This is a genomic window from Capnocytophaga leadbetteri, from assembly GCF_003054025.1.
Classification (GTDB): Bacteria; Bacteroidota; Bacteroidia; order Flavobacteriales; family Flavobacteriaceae; genus Capnocytophaga; species Capnocytophaga leadbetteri.
The window spans coordinates 187,722-203,748 of sequence record NZ_QBKG01000003.1; the positions used below are offsets into that span (position 1 = coordinate 187,722).

Below are 16,027 nucleotides of genomic sequence, written 5' to 3' on the forward strand. Positions count from 1 at the left end.
TATAATAAACCAAAAAAAATCCGAACTACTGAATATCTCAATAGTTCGGAATTTTATCAACCATTAATTTTTAACAATTAATTCTTATTCTTCTAATCTTATATCTAATCCGAGACCTTTTAGCTCGTGCATCAATACGTTGAAAGACTCTGGCAATCCTGGTTCAGGCATTGTTTCACCTTTCACTATTGCCTCATAAGTCTTTGCACGACCTATTACGTCATCCGATTTTACAGTCAAGATTTCGCGTAGGGTACTCGAAGCACCATATGCCTCTAATGCCCATACCTCCATCTCTCCGAAACGTTGTCCACCGAATTGTGCTTTACCACCTAATGGCTGTTGGGTGATGAGTGAGTACGGACCGATAGAACGCGCGTGCATCTTATCGTCAATCATATGTCCGAGCTTAATCATATAAATCACCCCTACGGTAGCTTTTTGGTCAAAACGTTCACCAGTACCACCATCGTATAGGTAAGTGTGTCCAAAGCGTGGTACGCCTGCCTCATCAGTCAACTCATTGATTTGCTCTAACGAAGCCCCGTCAAAGATAGGAGTGGCAAACTTCTTACCGAGTTTTTGTCCTGCCCAGCCGAGTACGGTTTCGTATATCTGACCGATGTTCATACGCGAAGGCACCCCAAGAGGGTTCAACACTATGTCTACCGGAGTACCGTCTTCTAAGAATGGCATATCCTCATCGCGAACAATACGCGCTACGATACCCTTATTACCGTGGCGACCTGCCATCTTATCTCCCACTTTCAGCTTACGTTTCTTAGCGATGTATATCTTAGCCAATTTAAGGATACCTGCTGGCAACTCGTCTCCCACCGAAATGGTGAACTTGTCGCGGCGCAACATACCTTGCAAGTCGTTTTCGCGAATGCGGTAGTTGTGCAATAGGTCGTCTATTAAACTGTTGATGTGCTTATCATCTGTCCAGCCTGATGAGGTAAGGTGAGTGTAGTCTTCAATAGCCTCAAGCACTTTTTTGGTATATTTCTTACCTTTAGGTACAATTTCTTCGCCCAAATCATTCACTACTCCTTCTGAAGTCTTTTCGTTTACTAACGAGAAGATTTTGTCGAGCAATTTACCTCTAAGAGCTTCAAATTTAGCTTGGTAATCAGCCTCTAAAGTAGCGATATCTTCTTTGTCTTTATTGCGTTTACGTTTGTCTTTTACCGCACGCGAGAAGAGTTTCTTATCGATTACTACCCCATAGAGCGATGGAGAAGCTTTTAGCGAAGCATCTTTCACATCACCAGCCTTATCACCAAAGATAGCGCGTAGCAGTTTTTCTTCAGGGGTTGGGTCAGATTCTCCTTTTGGTGTGATTTTACCTATTAATATATCACCTGGGCGTACTTCAGCCCCGATGCGTATCATACCATTTTCGTCCAAATCTTTAGTAGCATCTTCTGATACGTTCGGAATGTCGTTGGTAAGCTCTTCAGCCCCTAACTTAGTATCGCGCACTTCCAATACATACTCGTCTATGTGAATAGAGGTGAATATATCATCGCGTACAGCACGTTCCGAAATTACAATCGCATCCTCGAAGTTATACCCTTTCCAAGGCATAAACGCTACTTTCATATTGCGTCCTAGAGCCAATTCACCGTTTTCGGTAGCATAACCTTCGCAGAGTACTTGTCCTTTTTTCACACGTTCACCTTTGTGTACGATAGGTTTTAGGTTGATACAAGTACCTTGGTTCGTTTTTCTAAATTTGATAAGGTTATACACCGTTTCATCAGGGTCAAAACTTACTAATTTTTGCTCGTCTGTACGGTCGTAAGTAATGATGATTTTTTCAGCATCTACATAATCTACTGTACCATCGCCTTCAGCATTCATCAGTACGCGAGCATCAGAAGCCACACGGCGTTCCAAACCAGTACCCACGATAGGTGCTTCAGGTTTCAATAATGGCACCGCTTGGCGCATCATATTCGAACCCATCAGCGCACGGTTCGCATCATCGTGCTCAAGGAACGGAATCAAAGAAGCTGAAATAGAAGCAATCTGGTTAGGCGCCACGTCTATATATTGTACCTCATTAGGTTCAATTACAGGGAAGTCCCCGTCTTCTTTTACTACCACTTTCTCCTCAGTGATGTTGCCATCAGCGTCTAAAGCGATATTTGCCATACCAATCTTAAGTCCTTCTTCATCTTCAGCAGTAAGGTAGGTCATATCTTTAAGATCTACATTACCATTGCTCACTTTGTGATAAGGCGTTTCGATAAAGCCCATACCATTTACTTTAGAGAACACCGCTAATGACGAAATAAGCCCGATGTTCGGCCCCTCAGGGGTTTCAATAGGACACAAACGACCGTAGTGGGTATAGTGTACGTCTCGCACCTCAAAGCCCGCACGCTCACGCGATAGACCTCCAGGGCCTAAGGCAGACAAACGGCGTTTGTGGGTAATCTCAGCCAATGGGTTAGTTTGATCCATAAACTGAGAAAGCTGGTTCGTACCAAAGAATGAGTTGATAACTGACGAAAGTGTCTTAGCGTTAATCAAGTCGATAGGCGTAAAGACCTCGTTATCGCGTACGTTCATACGCTCGCGGATAGTGCGTGCCATACGCGAAAGTCCTACACCAAATTGTGCTGCCAACTGCTCGCCTACCGTACGTACACGGCGGTTAGAAAGGTGGTCGATATCATCTACTTCAGCCTTAGAGTTGATAAGCTCGATAAGGTATTTTACGATAGTGATGATATCCTCTTTGGTAAGCACTTGCTTTTCCATAGGGGTATCAAGCCCTAATTTTTTATTGATACGATAACGCCCTACATCGCCCAAGTTATAACGTTGGTCTGAGAAGAACAGCTTATCAATGATACCGCGTGCCGTTTCTTCATCAGGTGGTTCAGCGTTACGCAGCTGTCGGTAGATGTGCTCTACCGCTTCTTTTTCAGAGTTGGTAGGGTCTTTTTGTAGGGTATTATGTATGATAGTATAATCGGTAGCCTGACTATCTTCTTTGTGTAGCAAGATAGTTTTTACATCGGCATCGAGTATTTCTTGAATATTGTCTTCATCAAGCACCGTATCACGGTCGAGGATAATCTCATTACGCTCAATTGATACTACCTCTCCTGTATCTTCGTCTACGAAGTCTTCGTGCCAAGTGTTAAGTACACGAGCTGCTAAACGTCTGCCAATGTACTTTTTAAGCCCTGTTTTAGAAACTTTTATCTCTTCAGCAAGGTCAAAAATCTCTAATATATCTTTATCGCGTTCAAAACCGATAGCGCGGAAAAGAGTAGTTACAGGCAATTTCTTTTTACGGTCGATATAGGCGTACATCACGTTATTGATGTCGGTAGCAAATTCTATCCACGAACCTTTGAAAGGGATAATACGGGCAGAGTACAATTTAGTACCATTAGCGTGAAATGACTGGCCAAAGAAAACCCCTGGAGAGCGGTGCAATTGCGAAACTACCACGCGTTCGGCACCGTTGATAACGAATGTACCGCTAGTAGTCATATAAGGCACCGTACCCAAGTAAACGTCTTGTACGATAGTTTCGAAGTCTTCGTGTTCGGGGTCAGTGCAATAGAGCTTCAACCGAGCTTTTAGAGGGACGCTATAAGTAAGGCCACGCTCAATACACTCTTCAATAGAGTATCTTGGGGGGTCTACGAAATAGTCGAGAAATTCCAGTACGAACTGGTTACGAGTATCGGTTATAGGAAAGTTTTCTTTAAAAGTCTGATACAATCCTTCGTGCACTCGGTCTTCCGACTTAGTTTCCATCTGAAAGAACTCTTGAAACGATTTGATTTGAATATCCAAAAAGTCAGGATATTCAGGGGTGTGTTTCACGGAAGCAAAATTCACTCTTGCGGTTTGATTCGTAAGCATTTTCTTTACTTTAAATTATTATTTAGTGCGTTAGTAGTAAGTCGTTATCATTAATTGTTAGTCGTTATCCTCCTGTATAAATATAGGCTATAGCTGTATTATCTTTATTTCTTGTTATTTCTACACCTTCATAAAAGTTATCATCGCCTAAATCTTTATTCAATGTTTGAATATGTACTTTCATCAGAAATTCATATCCTGAAAAACACTGTCCATTATTCGGCTCAATAGTAGCAGTAATCTCAGCGTAATAACGCCCATCATACTCTTCTGATTCACGTTCAAAAATAGTTTCATTATCTTCAAGCGTACTAACTTCATTACTCGCTAAACGCTCATTTGATAATAAGTCATCAGGAAATACATATGCTGTATAAGTTACTTCAATTTTAGGTTCTTCAATAACCACATCATCTAATTGCCATTCTTTTTCATTCTGAAGCTCTTCATTCATTAAAATGACATCTTTCTTAAACTCTTCTACACTTGCATATTGATGTAAATCTCTTTCACGGAAGTCCCAAAAAACATTATTTAAACGTTCAAGGTGTTTGCTCATTTTGTTTTATGTTCATTTGGCAGAAGTATATTCTACCTAATATTGTTATTGTATTGTTTTCTAAAATAAAGGTTCTTGATAACAGCTTCTAAAATCCCTTATTTCTATTACACCAAGTTCTTCATAAACCTTATAGTACACTATAAATCTTTTGTTTAAAAAATACTTTCTATATAAATCTAATTGCTCACTATATTTAGCTAAAAAATAGGGGGCTTCGGCTAACTCATCCTCTAAGGTTTCAACAGCTTGTATTATCTTAAATGAATAATCAAAAGAACCATTATGCTCTTCCCAATAGTCGAGAGTATCATAATACTTCTTTTTAGCTTCTAATACCCAATTTACTCGCATATCTCTCTCTCACTTCTCTGCGTACCTCTTCACTACTCATTACCAGCCCTAATCTTGATTGCTCTTCAGCAATAGCTAAACTCTTTAGCTCATCGGGTGTTAATTGGTAGTAAAAATCATCTCTTTCAATAGAAAGCTGACATTCGTCTATTTCTGTTTTCAATAGCATTGGCTCCATATCCTCAGTATTTTTTCTAATAAAAAAACAAAGATATATCAGTACCTTTTATTTAAATTACAAAATGGTTTAGGTCTAATTCCTACTGAAAAAGACCTAAACCTTATAGGGTTTACTTAGTAAAATTATTTCAACTCTACTTCAGCTCCAGCTTCTTCTAAAGATTTTTTAAGCCCTTCAGCTTCTTCTTTAGAAACACCTTCTTTTACTTTTGAAGGAGCACCATCAACTACTTCTTTAGCTTCTTTTAGTCCAAGACCAGTAAGATCTTTTACTAATTTAACTACTGCTAGTTTGTTAGCACCTGCTGATTTAAGAATTACGTCAAATTCAGTTTTTTCAGCTGCTGCTTCACCAGCACCTGCTGCTGGACCTGCTGCTACTGCTACTGCTGCTGCTGCTGGCTCGATACCATATTCGTCTTTAAGGATTTGAGCAAGCTCGTTTACTTCTTTAACGGTTAAGTTTACTAATTGTTCTGCGAAATTTTTTAAATCTGCCATTTTTCTATCGTTTTTGTTTAATTGTTTATAAATAATTTTTGTGCGTTCTGTTTATTATTTTTCAGATAAAGTCTTGATGATACCGGCCAATTTGCCACCTCCTGACTTAAGAGCTGATACCACATTCTTAGCAGGTGATTGAAGCAATCCGATGATATCGCCAATAACTTCATTCTTAGACTTGATAGCTACTAACGCATCTAATTGGTTATCGCCTACATATACTGCTGAATCAATATAAGCTCCTTTTAAGATAGGTTTATCTGACTTTTTGCGAAACTCTTTAATAAGCTTAGCAGGTGCATTACCTACTTCGGCATACATAAGTGAAGAGTTTCCTTTTAGGATATTAGGTAGTTCACCAAATTCCTTTTCTGAGGCTTCCATTGCTTTGGCAAGCAAGGTATTTTTAACTACTGCTAACTTGATATTCGCTTTGAAGCAAGCACGGCGTAAAGCACTTGTTTCTTGAGCGTTCAAACCAGTTAGGTCTGCTACATAAATAACACTATTTTCAGCTAACTGAGCAGTTAAATTGTCTATTACTAATGATTTTTCTTCTCTTGTCATAATTTCGTTTTTTAACTAATCAATTAAACTGTTTTAGTATCTACAGCTACACTAGGGCTCATAGTTGATGATAAGTATATCGATTTCATATAAGTACCCTTAGCAGCAGTAGGTTTCATTTTTATCAACGTTTGCAATAGTTCATTGGCGTTGTCTACTAATTTCTCGGCAGAGAAAGACACTTTGCCAATAGAAGCGTGTACGATACCGGTTTTATCTACGCGGAAGTCAATCTTACCAGCTTTTACCTCTTGTACAGCTTTACCTATTTCCATAGTAACAGTACCTGTTTTAGGGTTTGGCATCAAGCCACGCGGACCAAGCACACGCCCTAAAGGACCTAATTTACCCATTACGGCAGGCATAGTTACGATTACGTCTACGTCTGTCCAACCGTCTTTTATCTTTTGTAGATATTCGTCTAACCCTACATAGTCAGCTCCAGCTGCTTTAGCTTCAGCCTCTTTATCTGGGGTTACCAAGGCGAGCACTCGCACATCTTTACCTGTTCCGTGAGGTAGCGTAACTACGCCACGCACCATTTGGTTTGCTTTACGAGGGTCTACCCCTAAACGCACTGCAATATCCACAGAAGCATCAAATTTAGTGTAAGTGATTTCTTTGAGTAATGCAGAAGCCTCTTTAAGCGTGTAGAGCTTGTTTCTGTCTACTTTAGCAAGCGCTTCTTTGTGTTTCTTTGTCAATTTTGCCATAATGCTTTCCGATTAAAAAGGTTTTTCACCAGTTACTGTTATACCCATTGAGCGTGCCGTACCAGCAATCATACTCATTGCAGATTCGAGTGTAAATGCACTTAGGTCAGGCATTTTGTCTTCTGCAATCGCTTTCACTTGATCCCAAGTGATACTTGCTACTTTTTTACGGTTTGGCTCTCCGGAACCTCCTTTAACCTTAGCGGCTTCCAATAGCTGAACGGCAGCAGGCGCTGTTTTGATAATAAAGTCGAATGACTTATCTTTGTACACGGTGATAACTACAGGAATTACTTTTCCTTGTTTGTCCTGCGTACGAGCGTTGAACTGCTTGCAGAACTCCATAATATTAACACCGGCAGCACCTAATGCGGGTCCAATTGGTGGCGATGGGTTCGCTTGACCTCCCCGAGCTTGTAGTTTAACTACTTTACTAATTTCTTTTGCCATTGTTTATTATTAATAAATTATTTAAAATATACCCCTTTAAAGAATTACCTTTTCAGGGACTTATAAGTTACAATTTTTCAACTTGGGTATAGTTGAGCTCTAAAGGTGTTTTTCTACCGAAAATCTTCACCATTACTTCCAATTTTCGCTTCTCTTCATTCACACGCTCTATCGTACCGTTAAAGCCGTTGAAAGGCCCCTCGATAAGTTTTACTACCTCACCTACTTCAAAAGGTATTGCTACCGTTTCAACAGTTTCTGATAGCTCATCTACTTGCCCTAACATACGGTTTACATCGGCTTTGCGCAAAGGCAGCGGGTCGCCACCTTTAGTCTCGCTTAAGAAGCCCACTACCCCTGGTATTGATTTGATGATATGCACCACCTCACCTGCTAAATGAGCTTTCACCATTACGTAGCCAGGCATATGCACTCTATCTTTGGTAGTTTTTTTACCATTGCGCACTTGCACCACTTTCTCGGTAGGCACCAACACCTCTTCTACATAGTCGGCATAGCCCAAGCGAGCAGATTCCGTTTCTACGTAGTTCTTAATCTTGTTTTCCTGACCGGTAACGGTTTTGATTACATACCATTTTTTTTCTAACAATCCAGACATTCTCCGTTGTTTTTATTGCATAAATTTAAAATACTCAGCTATTATCCATTCAAAGAACGAATCCATTCCCCAGATAACTAATGAGAATAAGATAGAGAATACCACTACTACCACCATTTCGCGTTGCGAATCGGCAAGAGTAGGCCACGTAACGTGGTTCTTTAGTTCTTCGTAAGATTCTTTAACATACTGAACCATAATGTATTAATTTATTTGGTGAGTTATTAAGCGCCCTATTATGTACGCTTTTGGGTGGCAAAAGTACTGCAAATATTTTAATCTGCAAAACTTTTTTTAATATTTTTTTATTCTAAGGCACAATCTTGCCAACCTATCGCCGCTTTGTAGGCGTCTAACGAACGGAAAGGCACTACTACTTTCCCCTTATATCCAAAACTTCTGTTCACCTCTGGCGGTGCGGTGGCTTTGCAGTGCAATTCGGTAAGTCCCGTATTTTCAAAGGCTCCTAAATCAATCTTTTCTACTGAAGGGGGAAGGCGTAAGTCTTTTAGATTCGTACAGCCGTAAAAAGCCTGTACCCCTATAGTAGCGGTGAATTTAGAGAGCTTCACCTCGCTAAGACTTGTACAGTTATAAAACACTTTGGCAGCTATATCGACCACCGCACGGGGCAGCTCTATATACGCTAAACTCTCGCATTCAGCAAAAGCAAACATACCTATATATTTTACCTCGTCGGGCAGGGTAACTTCTTGCAACTTTTTGCAACCGTAAAAAGCGGCATAGAGTATGTCGGTTAGTGCCAAAGGGAACTGTACCGCCTCTAACGAACTACAGTTGCGAAACACCTGCATATCAATCTTTTCTACCGTATCGGGTATGAGAATAGCCTTAAGCGAAGTGCAATCTAAAAAAGTATCGTTGAGCAAATGGCGCAAGCCGTAGGGCAACTTCACATCGGTTAGCGAACTACAACTATGAAAGGCACTCGCCCCTATAAACACCACACTATCAGGAATATCGATAGCGCGCAGACTCTTGCAGTACTCAAAACTATCATCGCCTATAGCCTCTAACTGTTCCGGCAGCACTACCCTACCGAGGCTTTCGCAATAAGCAAATGCACTGCTTTTGATGCGCCGCACACTGGCAGGCAGCAACGCCTCTTTGAGCTGCTTGCATTGGTAAAAAATTCCTGAAGGAAGTATCGACAATTGGTTAGTGAGAAAAGTAACCTGCTGTAGCGAACTGCAATCTAAAAAAGCATTATCACCTATATTAGTAGTACTTTCGGGGATAGTGATAGCGTTAAGAGCAAAACAAGCGCGAAACGCCTCAGTGCCAATAGTAGCCACCGAGTTGGGCAAGTTAGCACTGCTGAGCTTCCCACAAAAAGCAAAGGCTTGTTCGCCTATAGCGGTAACCGTATTGGGCAGGAACTCAGCTTTAGTAAGGGTATTACATCCGTAGAAAGCACGGTCGCCTATGAGAGTCACGCTCCCCCCTATGTTGATAGATTTGAGTCGGGAGCAATCCTTAAACGCCTCAGGGGCAATGATTTTAACTGTACGTGGTAACTCTATACGACCGTCAGCAGGAATGCGGCTGTTCTCACATTTGAGTAGCGTACCTTCTTTGATAAACAGTGCCTCCTCCCCTTTTTGGGCAAAGCAGAGTTGTAGCGCAAAGAAAAGGATACATACATAAGTTTTATAGATAGTGGTAGGCATTTTTTAGATATTTCAAAGCGCAAAGGTAGTAAAAATTTGATAATTAGCAAACTTTATTGATTTGGCAATTTGCCGATTTGTCAATTTGCCAATGAACACATAACGCTCAAATCTCCCAGAGCTCCATTAATTAGATTTTTTTTCTTCTATACTTTCCCTTTACTTTAGATATACCTACCCTTTAGCTTGAGCGAAGGATTATCGAAAGAGGAGCAAAGAATAAACAACTAATCATCACGCAAAAAGCAGCAAAACATTCTACACTCCATCTCGCTTGCTTTTTTCCTCCTCCATTAATCATCTCATTGGCAAATTGGCAAATTGACAAATCGGCAAATTAACCAATCAATATTTTTTTTGCTAATTATTTTTGTATTTCAATAAAAAAGATTACTTTTGCCGTTTGATTAATAACACCAAACAAATTTATACTTTTTATAAACGATTATAAACAATGGCAGTACTTGAAAAAATCAGAAGTAAAACCGTATTCTTGATTGCAATTATCGGGCTCGCTCTCTTTGCTTTTATCATCTCAGACTTTATTGGCAAAGGGCGCTTTAGTAACCATCAACCTACCGAAATAGGTACGGTAAACGGTGAAGATGTACCTATCGACGCTTTCCGTCTACAGGTAGAAAATGCCGTGCATCAGGCTAACGGTCAGGCAAGTAGCATAGAAGCTGCAAAGTATGTGTGGGAGCAAAACGTTCAGCAAATACTTCTCAATCAGCAAATTGAGAAATTAGGACTCAGCGTGGAGAAAGACCAAATCATCTCTATACTCGCTAAAACCCCTCTTGCTCAAAACCCTCAGTTCGTAAACGAATACGGTGTATTTGACCCTTCTAAATTTACCGCTTACCTCAATACCCTTAAAAGCAACAATCCGCAAGCCTATGCTCAGTGGAAAATGCAAGAAGACGCTATCATAGAAGGGGCTAAACAGCAAATGTACTTCAGCCTTATACGCGCTGGCTTAGGAGTAACCAACGCTGAAGCTGAAATAGCTTATCATCAAGAAAAAGATATGGCTGACATTAGCTATGTTGCGCTACAATATAGCAGTATTGACGATAAAAACATAAATGTTAGCGACAGCGAAATAAAAGATTATATCAAAAAACACGAAAAACAATTCAAACAAGAGGCTTACCGCAATATACAATATATAGTGGTGAACGAAAAACCTTCGGCTGCCGATACGCAAGCTGAAAAAGAAGCTATCAACAAATTGCTTCAGCCAGAAATCGTGTTTAACAACCAAACACACGCCAACGATACTATCGCTGGTTTCGCTCAAACTAAAAACATAAAAGAGTTCGTAGACCGCCACTCTGATACTCCTTACGATACCCTTTTCGTAAGCAAAGAAGATTTGCGTTCTGCTTATGCTGATACTCTTTTCGCCCTACCTGTAGGCAAAGTATTTGGTCCTTATGAAGAAGACGGCAACCTAAAACTAAGTCGTATGGTAGCTAAAGACCCTAACGGAGCTGTAAAAGCAAGCCACATACTTATTGCTTACAAAGGTAGCCAAGCCGCTACTCCTAATACTACTCGTACTAAAGAGGAAGCTAAAGCAAAAGCTGAGTCGCTTTTGGCTGAGGCTAAAGCAGCAGGTGCTGACTTTGCCGCTTTGGCAAGTGAAAATTCTGACGAACCAGGAGCGAACTATCGCGGAGGCGACCTCGGATTCTTCAAACGCGGGGCTATGGTAAAACCTTTCGAGCAATTCGTTTTTGCTAACCCTGTAGGTACTATAGGTATTGTAGAAACTGATTTTGGTTACCACGTAGTAAAAGTAACTGATAAAGCCCCTACTGTGCAGTTGGCTACTATCACTCGCAAGGTTGAGCCTTCTGAAGCTACCCTTAACGAACTTTTCTCTAAAGTGAGCAACTTCGAGATGAAAGCGAGTCAAAATCCTAAAGATTTTTCTAACATCGCTAAATCATCAGACTTGACTGTGCTTCGTGCAGATAACCTACACAAAAACGACGACCAAATTATCGGACTTGGTGCTAATCGCCAAATAGTACAATGGTTGTTCAACCAAGAAACAAAAGTAGGAGACCTTAAGAAATTCACTAACGGAGGTAACTATATAGTAGCTCAATTAGTGAAACAAGGAGAAGAAGGACTTAGCGACGTACAAGACGTAGCGCCATTTGTAAAACCTATTCTTATACGCGAGAAAAAAGCCGCTATACTAAAAGAGAAAGCTAAAGGCAACAGTTTAGCAGCAATTGCTTCGGCTAACAAAACAGAAGTAAAAACCGCTACCGGACTAACAATGAACAACCCTATCCTTATAGGAGAAGGACGTGAGCCTAAAGTAATCGGGGCTGCTTTCGGACTTAAGCAAGGTGCTATCTCTAAACCTATAGATGGAGAAAATGCTGTATATGTGATACAAGTATCGTCAGTATCAGTAGCACCTGCTACTAATGATTACAAAACGTATGCAGAGACTATCGAGAAGCTACGCACAGAGCGTGCTGGACAAGGCATACTCAAATCGCTTGAAAATAGCGCTATTATCAAAGAAAACATAAGTGCTTTCTATTAATAGAAACAACTGATAAATGATAAAATAAGAGGTAATAAGTGAGTGCTTATTGCCTCTTATTTTTATTTTATTAGTTGCCGATTTATAAATTATTAGTATATTTGCGAAAAAAAGAAGATATGCCTTATACACTTACTATCACCGATAATAACCCTCAGGCATTAGCCTTTGTGCAATATGCCAAAAAACTCGACTTTGTGAAAGTTACTAAAAATAAAGATTTTAAAGAAACAGTAACTCCGATAGACGATTTAGAGGAAGATGAATATGGTATTCCTGTGAAATACCGCGATAAGATTATGGCAATGTCTAAAGAATCTAACAAGAATATTGCAAGGCGCTGGAGAGAAGATTTAGCTAAAAAGAGAGAGAAAGAAGCGATATGATAGTTATTTCTGACACCAACATTATTTATAGCTGTTTTTACAGCAGAAAAGGGGTAATTGCTACTATCTTAAATGATAAAAAGAAAAGTATCCAGTTCATAGCTCCTGATTATCTTTTGAATGAAGTAAAAGAGCATTTACCTGAAATTATGGAAGACAATAACCTAACTAAAACAGAAGCTAATGCTCTTCTGAAAGAATTTACTAAAAACATTACTTTTTTCAAAGTAGATGATATTCCTCAGAAATATGTAGACAAAGCAGAAGAAATAGCGCAATCTATAGACCCTGATGACTTTCCTTTTATAGCGCTTCATTTAGAAAAAGGACATAAAATTTGGACTTGCGACCTCAAACTCATTAATGGGTTGAAAGAGATGGGATATGATATATGTGTAACAACTAAAGATATTAAAGAAAAACGCTATAAGAAAACAAATGGACTTAAGTAATTATCGAAAAACCTATAATAAACGAGAGCTTTTAGAGAAAGATGCTCCTGAAAACCCAATGCAACTTTTTCAGACGTGGTTTTACGAAGCAGATGAAACGGATAGCATAGACGAAGCTAATGCTATGTCAGTTAGCACTATCGGACTTGACGGTTTTCCTAAAACGCGCGTAGTACTGCTCAAACAATACACTTACGAAGGGTTTATCTTCTACACCAACTACCACAGCGAAAAGGGCAGAGCAATAGAAGCTAATCCGCACCTTTGTTTATCATTTTTCTGGCCTTCTATTGAGCGGCAAGTCATCATAAAAGGGATAGCAGAGCGAGTGCCTGCCAACACCTCTGACGGTTATTTTGAGTCCCGCCCTTTGGGGAGCCGATTAGGTGCTATAGTATCGCCACAGAGCGAGGTAATACCCACGCGCGAGTACTTAGAAGAGCGACTACACGCCTTAGAAGCGCAATACGAAGGCAAGGAAGTACCGCGTCCTGCGCATTGGGGAGGCTACTTAGTGCGCCCTCAGAATATAGAGTTCTGGCAAGGACGCCCCAACCGCCTACACGACCGTCTGCGCTACACCCTTACCGAAAACTACGATTGGAAAATAGAGCGCTTAGCACCGTAATAATTAGTTGATTATCTCGCTATGAAAAATAATATAATATTTGAAGCGTTTAGTGCCTTATACCATATATTTTCAGGTTGTTTGTCTTGGATAATATTTCTGGCAATCATTTGGGCACTCGCAATGATTTTATATCCTTAGCTTATGGATTATCAATGGGAAAACAAAGTTAAAAGAAATATATAAACCTCTTAAAAACAAACATATAAAAAGTAATAATAAGTTTTTCTTATGTCTTATAGTTAAAAAGTATTATTGAAAATAAAATCCTTCAAAGTTTATTTGTACCTTTGCATCAAAGTTAATTTATATAACTAATTTAATAACATTAAATTTGAACACTATGTCAAAAACAACAAATGCCGTATTAGGCTTAGCAGTAGGTACTGCTATAGGAGTAGGTTTGGGCATTCTTTTTGCACCAGACGAAGGTAAAAACACACGTAAAAAAATTAAAGACTCTCTTAAAGACAAGTCTGATGAATTTAAGGAACAATTAGATAATCTTACAGAGAGCGTGCGTGAGAAATCTTTGGAACTAAAAGGTTCATTAGAAGAAAAAGTAGATAGACTTTTCTCAAAAGCAAGTAATAAATCTGAAGATATGATTGCTATTCTAGAAAAGAAATTGGCATCATTGAAAGAAGAAGCCGCTAAAATTAAGAAGTAATTTTATGGCAATTTATTCTATTAAAGAAACGTTTGTAGAAGTCCCTACAAAAGCAAACACAGCCTTTAATTCGCAATTTGCTTACTATAAAATGATACTTTTCAGGTTTATAGCTAAGTCTTCGTATGGGCTTATAACTTTTTTTGTTTATGCTTTTGCCTGCTTATTAATATTATTTTTCCTATCACTTGCCGCTGCTTATGCTATAGGTGAAGCTTTAGGTAGTAATGGTTTAGGGTTTGCTATTGTAGGAGCGTTCTATATATTGTTATCGTTAGTAGTTTTATTGTTTCGCAAGAAACTAATTGAGAGGTCGCTATTGCAAAAACTATCAGAAATCTATTTTAAATCTGACCCAGAAGACGAAGAAGAAAATGAACAATAAGACTTATTCATCATTTGAAGAAATTGATAATGAGATTAGACTACTTCGATTAGAAAAAGAGATTGATAGGCTATCTCTATCGCAACAAGTATCAGCTTCAGCAGAGAGTTTAACTCCAAAGAATTTATTAGCTAACACTTGGACATCTCTTTTATTTAGTAACAAAAGATGGATAAATATAGCTTTGGGCTATGGTATGCAATTTTTAGCAAAAAGATATTTAAACAAAAATAGATAAATAAAAATGTTTGTTAAAAGGTGTGTTTTCTATAATATCAAAGAAATCTAACTTTTAAAATGTTAAAAATATCATTAAGTATTCCAATGGTATATTTTTTGCATCTAACTTTAATATTAATTTTTAAATTCAACCAAAAATGAAAAAAATCTTTGCTTTAGTAACAGTGATTTGTTTATCACTAGTAGCTTTTTCTTGCATATCTTGCAGCAAGAATGATGACCCAGCAGACAATGACCTTTTTGTAGGAACCTATAAAGGTGAAATTTCTTTCTTAAAAGGAAAAGAAAAAAAATCTGTTGAAAATGGTTCAGTAACAGTTGTGAAAACAGGAAATGATTATTATTTCCGTTTTTCAGATGGTATTGAAGACCTAAAAGGTGTTAGTTTCAAAAAACAAGGAGATAACACTTTAGTAAATGTAGATTTGCAAGATGGTTTAAAAGTAATTAGAATAAACGCATCTTCACTGTACATTCTGTATACTACAGACGGAAAGACCTGGATTGCTAACGCAAAAAGGTAATTAAGAGAAAAAGTATACTAAAAAAAAAGCCCCGAAATATATAATATTTCGGGGCTTTTCATTTTCAACATCTAGACTTTGTCCCTTGTTACTTCTTTTTAAATATTAGATTTATCAAAAATAAAATAACAATAGCTCCAATAGCTCCTGTTAAGATAGAACCAATCAATCCTTCTCCAAGAGAGATGTGTAATACACTTCCTAGAAGCCAATACCCCACGCTACTCCCAAGAATACCAATAATGATATTCCCTATTAGTCCTAATCCACTACCTTTGTAGATAGTTCCTCCTAACCATCCTGCGATGGCACCAATAATAAGTGTTGCAATAATTCCCATAAATTAAAAATTTAAATTAAAGTACAAAGATAAGAATTATTATATAATAAAACAAATAAAAAGAGGGAGAAGATACTCTTTTATGCAAAAAAAGTTGTGAATTGCTTTCAAATTTTGTAGTTTTGTGATTGATAACAACTCGGCGGTGTGGTGTAAGCGTAGCCAGTCGGTTGTGAATTACTTTCAAATTTTGTAGTTTTGTGACACGGCGTTCGCATTTAAAAATAACTTAGTATCTTTGCTGTCAAAAAGATATTATGGATAGTTGTTTTACAGAATCATTTAAAGATTTAGAAGAT

At 38.6% G+C, this 16,027-nt stretch carries 20 protein-coding genes; 8 read left to right on the top strand and 12 right to left on the bottom strand.

Annotated elements, in window-relative coordinates; translation table 11 throughout:
* Window positions 1-84 precede the first annotated feature (84 nt).
* From rpoB to C8P65_RS04805, 11 genes are all read right to left on the bottom strand, one after another.
* Window positions 85-3,894: a DNA-directed RNA polymerase subunit beta gene (gene rpoB / locus C8P65_RS04755; protein ID WP_107781754.1), complete on the bottom strand. Its 3,810-nt coding sequence runs from the start codon at window positions 3,892-3,894 to the stop codon at window positions 85-87.
* Window positions 3,895-3,958: 64 nt separating this feature from the next.
* Window positions 3,959-4,453, bottom strand: a complete 495-nt coding sequence (locus tag C8P65_RS04760) for a hypothetical protein (RefSeq protein ID WP_107781756.1) — start codon at window positions 4,451-4,453, stop codon at window positions 3,959-3,961.
* Between the two features lie 60 nt (window positions 4,454-4,513).
* Window positions 4,514-4,807, bottom strand: coding sequence for a plasmid stabilization protein ParE (locus C8P65_RS04765; protein WP_107781758.1), 294 nt, complete (start codon window positions 4,805-4,807; stop codon window positions 4,514-4,516).
* Complete coding sequence (locus C8P65_RS04770; RefSeq protein ID WP_095914890.1) at window positions 4,779-4,985, bottom strand: hypothetical protein; 207 nt, start codon at window positions 4,983-4,985, stop codon at window positions 4,779-4,781. Before C8P65_RS04770 ends, C8P65_RS04765 begins: the two co-directional genes overlap by 29 nt.
* Before the next feature lie 125 nt (window positions 4,986-5,110).
* The gene (gene rplL / locus C8P65_RS04775) at window positions 5,111-5,488 is read right to left on the bottom strand and encodes a 50S ribosomal protein L7/L12 (protein WP_009392541.1); all 378 of its coding nucleotides are present in this window, start codon (window positions 5,486-5,488) and stop codon (window positions 5,111-5,113) included.
* Between the two features lie 54 nt (window positions 5,489-5,542).
* A complete protein-coding gene (gene rplJ, locus C8P65_RS04780) occupies window positions 5,543-6,058 on the bottom strand; it encodes a 50S ribosomal protein L10 (RefSeq protein ID WP_107781760.1) in 516 nt (171 codons plus the stop codon).
* Between the two features lie 23 nt (window positions 6,059-6,081).
* Window positions 6,082-6,771: a 50S ribosomal protein L1 gene (rplA, locus tag C8P65_RS04785; RefSeq protein WP_009392539.1), complete on the bottom strand. Its 690-nt coding sequence runs from the start codon at window positions 6,769-6,771 to the stop codon at window positions 6,082-6,084.
* A 12-nt stretch (window positions 6,772-6,783) separates the two neighbouring features.
* Complete coding sequence (gene rplK / locus C8P65_RS04790) at window positions 6,784-7,221, bottom strand: 50S ribosomal protein L11 (RefSeq protein ID WP_009392538.1); 438 nt, start codon at window positions 7,219-7,221, stop codon at window positions 6,784-6,786.
* Between the two features lie 67 nt (window positions 7,222-7,288).
* The gene (nusG, locus tag C8P65_RS04795) at window positions 7,289-7,840 is read right to left on the bottom strand and encodes a transcription termination/antitermination protein NusG (RefSeq protein ID WP_009392537.1); all 552 of its coding nucleotides are present in this window, start codon (window positions 7,838-7,840) and stop codon (window positions 7,289-7,291) included.
* A 12-nt stretch (window positions 7,841-7,852) separates the two neighbouring features.
* Window positions 7,853-8,038 carry a preprotein translocase subunit SecE gene (gene secE, locus C8P65_RS04800; protein ID WP_009392536.1) on the bottom strand — a complete coding sequence of 62 codons (186 nt, stop codon included), beginning with the start codon at window positions 8,036-8,038 and terminating at the stop codon, window positions 7,853-7,855.
* A gap of 107 nt (window positions 8,039-8,145) precedes the next feature.
* Window positions 8,146-9,531 carry a leucine-rich repeat domain-containing protein gene (locus tag C8P65_RS04805; protein ID WP_107781762.1) on the bottom strand — a complete coding sequence of 462 codons (1,386 nt, stop codon included), beginning with the start codon at window positions 9,529-9,531 and terminating at the stop codon, window positions 8,146-8,148.
* A 454-nt stretch (window positions 9,532-9,985) separates the two neighbouring features.
* On the opposite strand from C8P65_RS04805, the gene C8P65_RS04810 reads away from it, so the two are divergent.
* From C8P65_RS04810 to C8P65_RS04845, 8 genes are all read left to right on the top strand, one after another.
* Complete coding sequence (locus C8P65_RS04810; protein WP_107781764.1) at window positions 9,986-12,103, top strand: peptidylprolyl isomerase; 2,118 nt, start codon at window positions 9,986-9,988, stop codon at window positions 12,101-12,103.
* Between the two features lie 119 nt (window positions 12,104-12,222).
* Entirely contained in the window at window positions 12,223-12,489 is a 267-nt protein-coding gene (locus C8P65_RS04815) for a glutaredoxin-2 domain protein (RefSeq protein ID WP_107781789.1), read from the top strand.
* Window positions 12,486-12,941, top strand: coding sequence for a PIN domain-containing protein (locus tag C8P65_RS04820; protein WP_107781766.1), 456 nt, complete (start codon window positions 12,486-12,488; stop codon window positions 12,939-12,941). The genes C8P65_RS04815 and C8P65_RS04820 overlap by 4 nt, the downstream gene beginning before the upstream one ends.
* Complete coding sequence (gene pdxH, locus C8P65_RS04825) at window positions 12,928-13,569, top strand: pyridoxamine 5'-phosphate oxidase (protein WP_107781768.1); 642 nt, start codon at window positions 12,928-12,930, stop codon at window positions 13,567-13,569. The genes C8P65_RS04820 and pdxH overlap by 14 nt, the downstream gene beginning before the upstream one ends.
* 343 nt (window positions 13,570-13,912) lie before the next feature.
* Entirely contained in the window at window positions 13,913-14,239 is a 327-nt protein-coding gene (locus C8P65_RS04830; protein WP_107781770.1) for a YtxH domain-containing protein, read from the top strand.
* Window positions 14,240-14,243: 4 nt separating this feature from the next.
* The gene (locus C8P65_RS04835; protein WP_107781772.1) at window positions 14,244-14,624 is read left to right on the top strand and encodes a phage holin family protein; all 381 of its coding nucleotides are present in this window, start codon (window positions 14,244-14,246) and stop codon (window positions 14,622-14,624) included.
* On the top strand, window positions 14,614-14,862 hold the full coding sequence (locus C8P65_RS04840; RefSeq protein WP_107781773.1) for a DUF6327 family protein: 249 nt from the start codon (window positions 14,614-14,616) through the stop codon (window positions 14,860-14,862). The genes C8P65_RS04835 and C8P65_RS04840 overlap by 11 nt, the downstream gene beginning before the upstream one ends.
* Window positions 14,863-15,001: 139 nt before the next feature.
* Window positions 15,002-15,388 carry a hypothetical protein gene (locus C8P65_RS04845; protein ID WP_107781775.1) on the top strand — a complete coding sequence of 129 codons (387 nt, stop codon included), beginning with the start codon at window positions 15,002-15,004 and terminating at the stop codon, window positions 15,386-15,388.
* Between the two features lie 88 nt (window positions 15,389-15,476).
* Here the strand turns inward: C8P65_RS04845 and C8P65_RS04850 are convergent, their stop codons facing one another.
* Entirely contained in the window at window positions 15,477-15,728 is a 252-nt protein-coding gene (locus tag C8P65_RS04850) for a GlsB/YeaQ/YmgE family stress response membrane protein (protein ID WP_107781777.1), read from the bottom strand.
* Between the last annotated feature and the right edge of the window lie 299 nt (window positions 15,729-16,027).

What these genes read in the sequence shown, in the direction of transcription:
- rpoB (WP_107781754.1), bottom strand. Translation starts at nt 3,894, where the DNA reads ATGCTTACGAATCAAACCGCAAGAGTGAATTTTGCTTCCGTGAAACAC.
- C8P65_RS04760 (WP_107781756.1), bottom strand. Translation starts at nt 4,453, where the DNA reads ATGAGCAAACACCTTGAACGTTTAAATAATGTTTTTTGGGACTTCCGT.
- C8P65_RS04765 (WP_107781758.1), bottom strand. Translation starts at nt 4,807, where the DNA reads ATGCGAGTAAATTGGGTATTAGAAGCTAAAAAGAAGTATTATGATACT.
- C8P65_RS04770 (WP_095914890.1), bottom strand. Translation starts at nt 4,985, where the DNA reads ATGGAGCCAATGCTATTGAAAACAGAAATAGACGAATGTCAGCTTTCT.
- rplL (WP_009392541.1), bottom strand. Translation starts at nt 5,488, where the DNA reads ATGGCAGATTTAAAAAATTTCGCAGAACAATTAGTAAACTTAACCGTT.
- rplJ (WP_107781760.1), bottom strand. Translation starts at nt 6,058, where the DNA reads ATGACAAGAGAAGAAAAATCATTAGTAATAGACAATTTAACTGCTCAG.
- rplA (WP_009392539.1), bottom strand. Translation starts at nt 6,771, where the DNA reads ATGGCAAAATTGACAAAGAAACACAAAGAAGCGCTTGCTAAAGTAGAC.
- rplK (WP_009392538.1), bottom strand. Translation starts at nt 7,221, where the DNA reads ATGGCAAAAGAAATTAGTAAAGTAGTTAAACTACAAGCTCGGGGAGGT.
- nusG (WP_009392537.1), bottom strand. Translation starts at nt 7,840, where the DNA reads ATGTCTGGATTGTTAGAAAAAAAATGGTATGTAATCAAAACCGTTACC.
- secE (WP_009392536.1), bottom strand. Translation starts at nt 8,038, where the DNA reads ATGGTTCAGTATGTTAAAGAATCTTACGAAGAACTAAAGAACCACGTT.
- C8P65_RS04805 (WP_107781762.1), bottom strand. Translation starts at nt 9,531, where the DNA reads ATGCCTACCACTATCTATAAAACTTATGTATGTATCCTTTTCTTTGCG.
- C8P65_RS04810 (WP_107781764.1), top strand. Translation starts at nt 9,986, where the DNA reads ATGGCAGTACTTGAAAAAATCAGAAGTAAAACCGTATTCTTGATTGCA.
- C8P65_RS04815 (WP_107781789.1), top strand. Translation starts at nt 12,223, where the DNA reads ATGCCTTATACACTTACTATCACCGATAATAACCCTCAGGCATTAGCC.
- C8P65_RS04820 (WP_107781766.1), top strand. Translation starts at nt 12,486, where the DNA reads ATGATAGTTATTTCTGACACCAACATTATTTATAGCTGTTTTTACAGC.
- pdxH (WP_107781768.1), top strand. Translation starts at nt 12,928, where the DNA reads ATGGACTTAAGTAATTATCGAAAAACCTATAATAAACGAGAGCTTTTA.
- C8P65_RS04830 (WP_107781770.1), top strand. Translation starts at nt 13,913, where the DNA reads ATGTCAAAAACAACAAATGCCGTATTAGGCTTAGCAGTAGGTACTGCT.
- C8P65_RS04835 (WP_107781772.1), top strand. Translation starts at nt 14,244, where the DNA reads ATGGCAATTTATTCTATTAAAGAAACGTTTGTAGAAGTCCCTACAAAA.
- C8P65_RS04840 (WP_107781773.1), top strand. Translation starts at nt 14,614, where the DNA reads ATGAACAATAAGACTTATTCATCATTTGAAGAAATTGATAATGAGATT.
- C8P65_RS04845 (WP_107781775.1), top strand. Translation starts at nt 15,002, where the DNA reads ATGAAAAAAATCTTTGCTTTAGTAACAGTGATTTGTTTATCACTAGTA.
- C8P65_RS04850 (WP_107781777.1), bottom strand. Translation starts at nt 15,728, where the DNA reads ATGGGAATTATTGCAACACTTATTATTGGTGCCATCGCAGGATGGTTA.